At 71.9% G+C, this 10,377-nt stretch carries 8 protein-coding genes; 4 read left to right on the plus strand and 4 right to left on the minus strand.

Annotated features, from left to right (window positions below):
- The first annotated feature begins 390 nt into the window (after positions 1–390).
- Positions 391–1,572 (plus strand): cation:proton antiporter, encoded by a 1,182-nt coding sequence (locus tag ACWCSV_RS29945; RefSeq protein ID WP_451147518.1) that lies wholly within the window; start codon positions 391–393, stop codon positions 1,570–1,572.
- 60 nt (positions 1,573–1,632) lie between these two features.
- Here the strand turns inward: ACWCSV_RS29945 and ACWCSV_RS29950 are convergent, their stop codons facing one another.
- The 3 genes from ACWCSV_RS29950 to ACWCSV_RS29960 form a co-directional block, all read right to left on the minus strand.
- A complete protein-coding gene (locus ACWCSV_RS29950) occupies positions 1,633–2,775 on the minus strand; it encodes a PP2C family protein-serine/threonine phosphatase (RefSeq protein WP_451147520.1) in 1,143 nt (380 codons plus the stop codon).
- Between the two features lie 326 nt (positions 2,776–3,101).
- Entirely contained in the window at positions 3,102–3,911 is an 810-nt protein-coding gene (locus ACWCSV_RS29955) for an Fpg/Nei family DNA glycosylase (RefSeq protein ID WP_451147522.1), read from the minus strand.
- Between the two features lie 195 nt (positions 3,912–4,106).
- A complete protein-coding gene (locus tag ACWCSV_RS29960; RefSeq protein WP_386892267.1) occupies positions 4,107–4,595 on the minus strand; it encodes a ribose-5-phosphate isomerase in 489 nt (162 codons plus the stop codon).
- Between the two features lie 146 nt (positions 4,596–4,741).
- Here ACWCSV_RS29960 and ACWCSV_RS29965 point away from each other — a divergent pair, with 146 nt between their 5' ends.
- On the plus strand, positions 4,742–6,199 hold the full coding sequence (locus tag ACWCSV_RS29965; RefSeq protein WP_451147524.1) for an amino acid permease: 1,458 nt from the start codon (positions 4,742–4,744) through the stop codon (positions 6,197–6,199).
- A 76-nt stretch (positions 6,200–6,275) separates the two neighbouring features.
- Here the strand turns inward: ACWCSV_RS29965 and ACWCSV_RS29970 are convergent, their stop codons facing one another.
- Positions 6,276–6,869 carry a biotin transporter BioY gene (locus ACWCSV_RS29970; RefSeq protein ID WP_451147526.1) on the minus strand — a complete coding sequence of 198 codons (594 nt, stop codon included), beginning with the start codon at positions 6,867–6,869 and terminating at the stop codon, positions 6,276–6,278.
- Between the two features lie 286 nt (positions 6,870–7,155).
- Here ACWCSV_RS29970 and ACWCSV_RS29975 point away from each other — a divergent pair, with 286 nt between their 5' ends.
- Together ACWCSV_RS29975 and ACWCSV_RS29980 are read left to right on the plus strand one after the other, a co-directional pair.
- Positions 7,156–8,577, plus strand: a complete 1,422-nt coding sequence (locus tag ACWCSV_RS29975; RefSeq protein ID WP_451147528.1) for an amino acid permease — start codon at positions 7,156–7,158, stop codon at positions 8,575–8,577.
- A 215-nt stretch (positions 8,578–8,792) separates the two neighbouring features.
- Positions 8,793–10,265, plus strand: a complete 1,473-nt coding sequence (locus ACWCSV_RS29980) for an amino acid permease (RefSeq protein ID WP_451147530.1) — start codon at positions 8,793–8,795, stop codon at positions 10,263–10,265.
- Positions 10,266–10,377: the final 112 nt, after the last annotated feature.

A 10,377-nucleotide genomic window follows, 5' to 3' on the forward strand; every position in this document is an offset into this window, starting at 1 on the left:
CCGCCGGGGCGCAGGACTGCCTGGTCGCTCTCAGTTCGGGCCAGGGTTGGCCGAATTCATTCGGTCCAGAGGCGATTGATCGACATGGAGACCCGGAAGTCGCCGCACCTGGGCATATTTCCCGGCCGGCCGCTCCCGTCCCCCCGCCCCTCCCCCTTCCCCGGCGGTACGGCGGCCCTCCGTCGCCATGTCCGCCCATTCCTCCCGCACCCCCGTCCGGACGGCTTCCGGCCCGGTCGGACGCCAGCCCGCTCGTGGGCGCCACCCGTTCCGGGGTGCGTTCGGTAACGTCCACAGAAGGGATTCCTTGACCTCTTCTTTACCTTCTGTCTCGACTTGTCGATCTACCGAAGGATCAGGCCCATCGGACACGCCGACACGCTCATCGCCATGGGAGGCGCCTTTCTGGCCGCAGCGCTGCTCGCCCGCGCCGGGGCCAGGATCGGGTTGCCGACCATTCCGCTGTTCATCCTGGCCGGGATGCTCCTCGGTCCGCACACGCCGGGCATCGTGCTGGTGGCGGACCCGCACGACCTGGAGATGCTCGCCGCCCTCGGCCTGGTGCTGCTCCTCTTCTATCTGGGTCTGGAGTTCCACCTCGACGATCTGCGGACCGGCGGCCGCAGGATGGCGGTCGCGGGCGGCGTCTATCTGGCCCTGAACGTCGGTGCCGGTCTCGGCTTCGGGTTCGCCCTGGGCTGGGGGGCCTCGGAGGCCCTGGTCCTGGCCGGCGTGCTCGGTATCTCGTCCTCGGCGATCGTCACCAAGGTCCTCGTGGACCTCGGGAGGCTCGGGAACCCGGAGACCCGGCCGATCCTCGGCATCATCGTCGTCGAGGACGTGTTCCTGGCCCTCTACCTCGCCGCGCTCCAGCCCGTCCTGTCCGGTGCGGACAGCCTCGGTGCCGCCCTGCTGGACGGCGGGAAGGCCTTCGGCTTCCTGGTGCTGCTCGCGCTGGTGGTCCGGTTCGGCACCCGTGCGGTCTCGCGGCTGATCCGCACCGAGGACGACGAGCTCCTGGTGATCTCCTTCCTCGGCGTGGCGGTCTTCGTCGCCGGGGTCTCCGAGTGGTTCGGCGTCGCCGACGCCATCGGCGCCTTCATGGTCGGCCTGATGCTCGGCGGTACCAGCTCGGGCGAACGCATCCGAAGGCTGGTCCACCCGCTGCGGGACGCGTTCGGCGCGATCTTCTTCTTCTCCTTCGGCCTCTCGATCGACCCGGGCGACCTGCCGAGCGTCCTCCGGCCGGTGCTGGCGGCCGTCGCCCTGACCGCCGCGATGAACGTGTGCGCGGGACTGGCCACCGCGAAGGTGTACGGCTTCGGGCCCCGGGCCGTCGCGAACATCGCCACCACCCTGCTCGCCCGGGGAGAGTTCGCGCTGATCCTGGCCGCCATGGCGGAGGGTGCCGGGCTGAACGAGCGCCTTGCCCCGTTCATCGCCGGGTACGTCCTGGTGCTCGCGGTCCTCTCGCCGCTCGCCGCGAGCCGTTCCTCATGGCTGGCCCGGGTGCTGCCGGGCCAGAAGGCCGACCGGCCCGGGGGCGACGGCCGGGTCCCGCTGTCGACCTGAGCCGGCCGGGCGAGCGACCGGGCCTCGCCCGCCGGTCCGGTCCGGTGGCGGCGGGAGGCCTCAGCCCCGGCGGGAGAGCAGCAGGAGCGCGCGGTCGTCGTTGACGTCCTTCGCGCACGCCTCGATCAGGTGCCAGGCCGCGCCCTCGAAGCCGGTCGTGACGTACCGGTCGGCCTCGCCGGTCAGCCGGTCGATGCCGTCGGCGATGTCCCGGTCCGACGCCTCGACCAGGCCGTCCGTGAAGAGCATCAGCACGTCACCGGAGGCCAGTGAGCCCTTGACCGCGTCGAACTCCGCGCCGTCGTAGACGCCGAGCAGCGGGCCCTCGGCCGCTTTCTCCTCCCACTGCCCGGTCGCGGCGTTGAGCTGGAGGGCGGGCGGGTGGCCGGCCGAGAGGATCTCGTAGTCGCCGGACTCCAGGTCCAGCACCAGGTGGATCGAGGTGGCGAATCCCTCGTCCCAGTCCTGGCGGAGCAGGTAGCCGTTGGCGGCGGGCAGGAAGCCGTGCGGGGGCAGCGAGCCGAGGAGGCCGCCGAAGGCGCCGGAGAGCAGCAGGGCGCGGGAGCCGGCGTCCATGCCCTTCCCGGAGACGTCGGTGAGGACGACCTCCAGCGTGCGTCCGCCGTGGGTGCGGGCCGCCACGACGAAGTCGCCCGAGAAGGACTGGCCTCCTGCGGGGCGCAGCGACATCTCGCAGTGCCAGCCCTTCGGCAGCCGGGGCAGCGCGCTCTGGACCCGGATGCGTTCGCGCAGGTCGAAGAGCATGGTGCCGCCGCGCCGCCAGGGCACTCCGACCCGGGCCCGGAACTGGGCGAGCACCAGCCCGAAGAAGCCGCAGGCGCCGACCACGAGCACGTTGCCGGGGGTGACGGTGACGTCCGCCGGGGAGGTGCCGAGGGTGAAGGACTCGACGATCAGGGCGCCGGCCGCCACCGCGTACAGGGTGAGCAGGCTGGAGGGGCGGAGCAGCAGGCCGCCGGCGACGATCGGCAGGACGAGGGCGGTGGGCGAGAACCATTCCGGGTTCCACACCGTGGCCACCGTGAGGGCCGGGATCGTCAGCAGCAGGCCCGCGAAGGCTATCCAGTCGGACCCGTCACCGCGGAAATAGTCGACCCCGGACCGGCGCAGCGCGATGCGGGCCCGGTGGGCCGATCGCCGCCACCGGGCCACGTGCGCGTTCACTCCGTCACGAGAGGCCATTGTCGGGACCTTATCGACCGAACGGCTCCCCGTGCAGGGGGACCCCGGTCGGCGACGGTACGAAATAGGGTCGCCCCGCCGGTGGAGAGGCTGGTAGGCGTGGCGTACGCCCCCGGAACCGGGCGGGCCGGAGCCCCCGGGGCGGGCTGCCCGGCACGGGTTTCCGGGAACATGCTTTCGGTGGGGTGGATCGCGCGGACCGGGGTACGCGGTGCCCCCGGCGCACGCCCGGCGCCTGACGCGTGTGCCGGACGTCCCGCCTGTCCGGCAACGCCCGGCACGCCCTCCGGGCGGACGGCGCTCCCCTCGGTACGCCCCCCTACCGGTCAGCTTTTCTGGCAGGTGGGGCACCAGAAGAGGTTGCGGGCCGCCAGTTCGGCGGTGCGGACGTCGGTGCCGCAGATGTGGCAGGGGCGCCGGTCGCGCCGGTAGACGTAGACCTCGCCGCCGTGGTCGTCGACGCGGGGCGGGCGGCCCATCGCCTCGGGCAGGTGCTCGGGGCGGACGGTGTCGATCCGGTTGTTCCGTACGCCCTCGCGCATCAGCAGGACGAGGTCGGCCCAGATCGCGTCCCATTCGGCGCGGGTGAGGTCCTTGCCGGGGCGGTACGGGTCGATGCCGTGGCGGAAGAGGACCTCGGCGCGGTAGACGTTGCCGACGCCGGAGACGACCTTCTGGTCCATCAGCAGGGCGGCGACGGTGATCCGGCTGCGGGAGATCCGCTGCCAGGCGCGAGTGCCGTCCTCGTCGGCGCGCAGCGGGTCCGGGCCGAGGCGCTCGTGTATCGCCTGCTTCTCCGGCTCGGCGACCAGCGCGCAGGTGGTGGGGCCGCGCAGATCGGCGTAGTGGCCGTCGCCCAGCAGCCGGAGGCGGACCGTGCCGGAGGGCGGCGGGGCCGGGACCGTGCCGAAGCCGAGCTTCCCGAAGAGGCCGAGGTGGATGTGGACCCAGCCGGTGGCGCCGAAGCCGAGGAAGAGGTGCTTGCCGTGGGCGTCGACGGCGTCGAGCACCTGGCCGTCGAGAAGCGCCGCGCTGTCGGCGAACTTGCCCTGCGGGCTGCTGACGCGCACCGGCCGCCCGGCGAACCGCTCGCGGTGGTCGGCGGCGAGGCGGTGGATGGTGTGTCCCTCGGGCACGGGCGGCTTCTCCTGACGGGCGGAAGGCGGGCGGGAAACGAGCGGGACTTCCCGACGCGGGACGAGCGCGCGAGGCGGGTGTGCAGGGCGGGCGCGTGGAGCCGGCGCGTAAGCCGGCGGAAACGGACGTGCCGCCAGGGCCTGGCGGCCTGGCGGCACGGTGGGTGGTCGGCGGGTGCGGGACGGCCCTCGGGGTCAGCCCTGCTGCGGGTGGTGGGCGGGGATCGGCGGGAGCGCGCCGGTCTCCTCGTACGCCGCGAGCATCTCGATGCGCCGGGAGTGGCGCTCCTCGTTCGAGTACGGCGTGTTCAGGAAGATCTCGACGAACTTGGTGGACTCCTCCTGGGAGTGCATCCGGCCGCCGATGGCCACCACGTTGGCGTTGTTGTGCTCGCGGCCGAGGGCGGCGGTCTGCTCGCTCCAGGCCAGCGCCGCACGGACGCCCTTGACCTTGTTGGCGGCGATCTGCTCGCCGTTGCCGGAGCCGCCGATCACGATGCCGAGGCTGTCCGGGTCCGCGGCCGTCTTCTCGGCGGCGCGGAGGCAGAACGGCGGGTAGTCGTCCTGGGCGTCATAGATGTGGGGTCCACAGTCCACGGCCTCGTGGCCGTGGGCCGTCAGCCACTCGACGAGGTGGTTCTTGAGTTCGTAGCCGGCATGGTCCGATCCGAGGTACACGCGCATGCCGGAAAGTGTGGCACGAGCGCGGCAGGGTAACCGTCAGCGGGGTCGGAGCCCTTCGCGGGGTGGCGGCCGGGTCGTCACCGGAACCGCCGCGGAGGCAGGGGCGGTTCCTCGTGATCCGCCCGGACCACGTGAGGAGTCCATCCATGACGTCGGGGACCACGGTGACGGAGCCGGGTGGCGAGCCGGAGAGTACGGCCGGAGCCAGAGGCCCGGGAGACGCCGGCGGATCCGGCGGCGAGCTCCGGGCCGGGCTCAAGAACCGCCATCTCTCGATGATCGCCATCGGCGGTGTGATCGGCGCGGGCCTCTTCGTGGGTTCCGGCGCGGGCATCGCCGCCGCCGGTCCCGCGATCCTCGTCTCGTACGCGCTGGTCGGCACGATGGTGGTGCTGGTGATGCGGATGCTCGGCGAGATGGCGGCCGCGCGGCCCAGCTCGGGTTCCTTCTCCGCCTACGCCGACCAGGCGCTCGGGCGCTGGGCGGGCTTCTCCATCGGCTGGCTGTACTGGTTCTTCTGGGTGGTCGTGCTCGCCGTCGAGGCCACGGCGGGCGCCGCGATCCTGGAGAGCTGGGTGCCGGCCGTACCGCAGTGGGGGTGGGCGCTGATCGTGATGACCGTGCTGACCGCCACGAACCTGATCTCGGTCGGCAGCTACGGCGAGTTCGAGTTCTGGTTCGCCGGGATCAAGGTCGTCGCCATCGGCGCCTTCGTGATCGTCGGGCTGCTCGCGGTCTTCGGGGTGCTGCCCGGTTCCGACAACGCCGGTTCCGGATTCGCCCATCTCACCGACAGCGGCGGCTTCCTGCCGAAGGGGCCGGGCGCGATCCTGACCGGGGTGCTGATGGTGGTCTTCTCCTTCATGGGCAGCGAGATCGTCACACTCGCCGCCGGCGAGTCCTCGGACCCCCGGCGCGCCGTCTCGAAGGCGACCAACAGCGTCATCTGGCGAATCGCGATCTTCTATCTGGGCTCCATCTTCGTGGTGCTGACGCTGCTGCCGTGGAACGACCCGTCGATCGTGGAGAAGGGCAGCTACGTCGCCGCGCTCGACTCCATCGGCATCCCGCACGCCGGGCAGGTGATGGACGTCATCGTGCTGACGGCCGTGCTGTCCTGCCTCAACTCCGGCCTCTACACGGCCTCCCGGATGGCCTACTCGCTCGGCGGCCGGGGCGACGCGCCCCGGGCCTTCACCCGGGTGAACAAGCGGGGCGTCCCGCAGGCGGCGATCCTCTCCTCGGTCGTCTTCGGCTTCGTGGCGGTCTTCTTCAACTACCAGTGGCCGGACACCGTCTTCGCCTTCCTGCTGAACTCCTCGGGGGCGGTGGCGCTCTTCGTCTGGCTGGTCATCTGCTTCACCCAGCTGCGGATGCGCCCCATGATCGAGCGCGAGTCGCCCGGGAAGCCGGTCGTGCGGATGTGGCTCTTCCCGTATCTGACGTGGGCGACGATCGCGATGATCTCGTTCGTCCTGGTCTACATGCTCACCGACGACGCGGGCCGCGAACAGGTGCTGCTGTCGCTGCTGGTCGCGGCGGTGGTGGTCGCGGTGGCCCTGGTACGGGACCGGCGCGGCGGCAAGGTGCCGGCGAAGGACTGACGCGCGTACGGGAGCAGCGCGAAAGGCCCACCGGAACGCGTCCGGTGGGCCTTTCGGCGTGTTGCGGGAAGGAGGCTCAGGCGCGGCGGCCGAGGAGCTTCCAGGAGGCGGGCAGCGCGCCCATGGCCAGCAGGGCCTTCACGGCGTCGCCGATGAGGAAGGGCGTCAGGCCGGCGGCGACGGCCGCGCTCGCCGACATGCCGGTGGAGAGGGCGAGGTAGGGGACGCCGACGGCGTAGGTGACGGCGGAGCCGACCACCATGGTGCCCGCGGTACGCAGCACGGAGCGGTCGCCGCCCCGGCGGGCGAGGGCGCCGACGACGGTCGCGGCCAGCAGCATGCCGAGGACGTAGCCGAAGGTGGCGCCGCCCGCGCCGGAGGTGCCGCCGGAGAACCACGGCACGCCGGCCATGCCGACGAGCGCGTACAGCGCCAGCGAGAGGAAGCCGCGGCGGGCGCCCAGCGCGGTGCCGATGAGGAGCGCGGCGAAGGTCTGGCCGGTGACGGGGACCGGAGAGCCGGGGATCGGAACCGATATCTGCGCGGCGAGACCGGTGAGGGCGGCGCCGCCCATGACGAGGGCCGTATCGACGGCCGCGCGGTGCCGGACCGCGGGCAGCAGGTCGGCGAGGACCACTCCGGTACGGACGGGGGCGGCAGCAGTGCTCATCGGGACTCCGCGGGTGAGGTGGGGCGGGAACGGACGGGGGCTGGAGCCGAAAAGGCGAGCCTGCGGCTGACGTTAGTCGAAGAGCCCGCCGCTGATCACCGTGTGTCGCCCACAAAGGGCCTGGCCGTGACTTGGTGAAGTTCGCACAAAGACACCGGGGTAACCACGCCTCGGCGTGAGCCTCATCACTCCGGCACGTGCAGCGCAGATGCCTTCCTGGGGCCGTCTCGCTCCGTGAGACGCTGTAGGTTCCCCACTAAATCGACTCAGAGCGGCCTCACCCCCCATGCGCGACGCACCGCCCCCCGCACCCGCCGAGCCCCTGTCCCACGGGCTCAAGCAACGGCATCTGACGATGCTCGGCCTCGGCGGAGTGATCGGGGCGGGGCTGTTCGTCGGTTCGGGCGCCGGAATCGCGGTCGCGGGACCGGCCATCATCGTGTCGTACCTGATCGCGGGCGCCCTCGCGATGCTGGTGATGCGGATGCTCGGGGAGATGTCGGCGGCGATGCCCGCCTCGGGCTCCTTCTCCGTGCACGCGGAGCGCGCGCTGGGGCGCTGGGCCGGGTTCGGCGTCGGCTGGCTCTACTGGTTCCTGCTGGTGGTGGTGCTGGCCGTGGAGGCCACGGCGGCGGCACAGATCGCGCACGGCTGGGTGCCGGCGGTCGAGCCATGGGCCTGGGTGCTGCTCTTCATGGTGGTCTTCACCACCGCCAACCTCACCGCGGTGAAGAACTTCGGCGAGTTCGAGTTCTGGTTCGCCGCGCTGAAGGTCTGCGCGATCGTGGCCTTCCTGGTGCTGGGGACGCTCGCCGTCTTCGGGGTGCTGCCGGACACCGGTCCGGTGGGCCTGACCAATCTCACGGGCCGGGGCGGGTTCCTGCCGAACGGCTGGAGCGGGGTGGTGTCCGGGGTGCTGACGGTGGTCTTCGCCTTCGGCGGCCTGGAGGTCCTCACCATCGCCGCGGCCGAGACCGACGATCCGGCGCGCGCGGTGGGCCGGGCGGTACGCAGCGCGGTGGTACGCATCCTCTTCTTCTACGTCGGCTCGATGCTGGTGATCGTGACGGTGCTCCCGTGGACGGCGCAGCGGGCGGGGCTGAGCCCGTACGTGAAGGTGCTGGACTCGATCGGGGTGCCGTCCGCCGGGCAGATCATGAACGTCGTGATCTTCGTCGCGCTGCTCTCCGCGCTCAACGCGAACCTCTACGGCTCCTCGCGGATGATCTTCTCGCTGGCCGAGCGGGGCGAGGCGCCGCGCGGGCTGCTGAAGGTGTCGGGGGCGACGAGGAACGGCGGCGGGGTGCCGCGCCGGGCGGTGCTCGCCTCGGTGGCCTTCGGCTTCGTCTCCGTACTCCTCAATCTGGAGTGGCCTGACACGGTCTTCCTCTACCTGCTCAACTCGGTCGGGGCGGTGCTGCTGTTCGTCTGGGCGCTGATCGCCCTCTCCCAGCTGCGGCTGCGCCCGGGCATCGACCGGGAGGCGGCCGCGCGGGGGCCGGAGCGGGGGCCGGTGCTGCGGATGTGGTGCTTCCCGTATCTGACCTGGCTCACGCTGGCGGCGCTGTTCGCGGTGCTGGTGCTGATGCTCGCCGACGACTCCGCGCGCGGGCAGGTTCTCTGGTCGGCGGGGGCGACGGCGCTGGTGCTGCTGGTCGCGTGGGTGCGTGAGTTCGCGGGGCGGCGGAACGGATCGACGGGGCGCTGAGACGGCCTCACGACGGTCCGGCGGGGCGGGCCGGGTGTGCGTGGTGTGCGAATCCGGTGACCGCATTGCGGACACATCTGCCCGGCGGGCGGTCCGTCCGGTCAGATTGAGGGGTCCCCCGGGCCGCTACCCCCCAACCAGGAATTTCCCTGGTCAGCGGCTCGATCGCCCTCGCGGACCCGCCCTCGGGCCCGCCGACCGAACTGAGCTCGTCGATGCCCCCCACCCCCGCCTCCTCCTCCCCCTCCGCCGGTCCGCCGGCGCCCACCGGGCCCCCCGCCCCGGCGGCCGTACCGTCCGACGCGCGGGACGCCGCACCGGACGCCGCGCCGGGCGGTTCCTCGCTCGGCAACGGCCTCCGCCAACGCCATCTGTCGATGATCGCGCTCGGCGGGGTCATCGGTGCCGGGCTCTTCGTCGGCTCGGGCGCGGGCATCGCCTCGGCGGGCCCCTCGATCGTCGTCGCCTACGCGGTCTCCGGGCTGCTGGTCATGCTCGTGATGCGGATGCTCGGCGAGATGTCGGCCGCCCATCCCGCGTCCGGCTCCTTCTCCGTGCACGCCGAGCGGGCGCTCGGGCCGTGGGCCGGGTTCACCGCGGGCTGGTCGTTCTGGGTGCTGCTCTCGGTCGCGGTCGGACTGGAGGGCATCGGCGCCGCGGACATCGTGACGGGCTGGCTGCCGGGCACCCCGCAGTGGATGTGGGTGGCACTCTTCATGGCCGCGTTCCTGGGCACCAATCTGGCGGCGGTGCGGAACTTCGGCGAGTTCGAGTTCTGGTTCGCCGCGCTGAAGGTCGCCGCGATCTCGCTCTTCCTGGTCCTCGGCGTGCTGGCGATCACCGGGGTGCTGCCCGACGTGGACGCCCCCGGCTCCGCCAACCTCACCGGCGACGGCGGTTTCCTGCCGCACGGGGCGAACGGGTTCATCATCGGGCTGCTGGCCTCCGTCTTCGCGTACGGCGGCCTGGAGACGGTCACCATCGCGGCGGCCGAGTCGGAGAACCCGGTGCGCGGGGTGGCGAAGGCGGTCCGTACCGCGATGTGGCGGATCGCGCTCTTCTACGTCGGGTCGATGGCGGTCATCGTGGTACTGGTGCCGTGGGACGACCCGAAGGTCGTGGAGAAGGGCCCGTACGTGGCGACCCTCGACCACCTGGGCATCCCGGCGGCCGGCCGGATCATGGACGTGGTGATCCTAGTGGCGCTGCTCTCCGCGATGAACGCCAACATCTACGGCGCCTCCCGGATGGCGGGTTCGCTGGTGGCGCGCGGTCAGGGCCCGAAGGTGCTCGGCCGGATCTCGTCCGGGGTGCCGCGCAACGCGGTGCTGGCCTCCTCGGTCTTCGGCTTCCTCTGCGTGCTGCTGAGCTACTGGCGGCCCGACGACGTCTTCCCGTGGCTGCTCAACATGATCGGCGCGGTGATCCTGGTCGTCTGGATCTTCGTCGCCCTCTCCCAGCTGGTCCTGCGCGGGCGCACCGAGCGCGAGGCGCCGGAGAAGCTGGTGGTGCGGATGTGGCTGTTCCCGGTGGCGACGGTGGCCGCGCTGCTGGCGATGGCCGGGATATTCGTGCTGATGCTCCGCCAGCCCGACACGCGCGACCAGCTGCTCGCCACCGGTGCGCTGACGGTGGTCCTGATCGCGGTCGGGCTGATCCGGCAGCGGCGCGGCACGGCGGCGCGCTGACGAGTCGTACGCGAAAAAGGAGCGGCGGGGGGGGGGGGGGCCCCGCCGGCCGCCCCATTTTATTAAAGTATATGTACACATCTCAAAACAAAAAAAAACACCAAAAAACAGT

This window comes from Streptomyces sp. NPDC001770 (genome assembly GCF_053596135.1).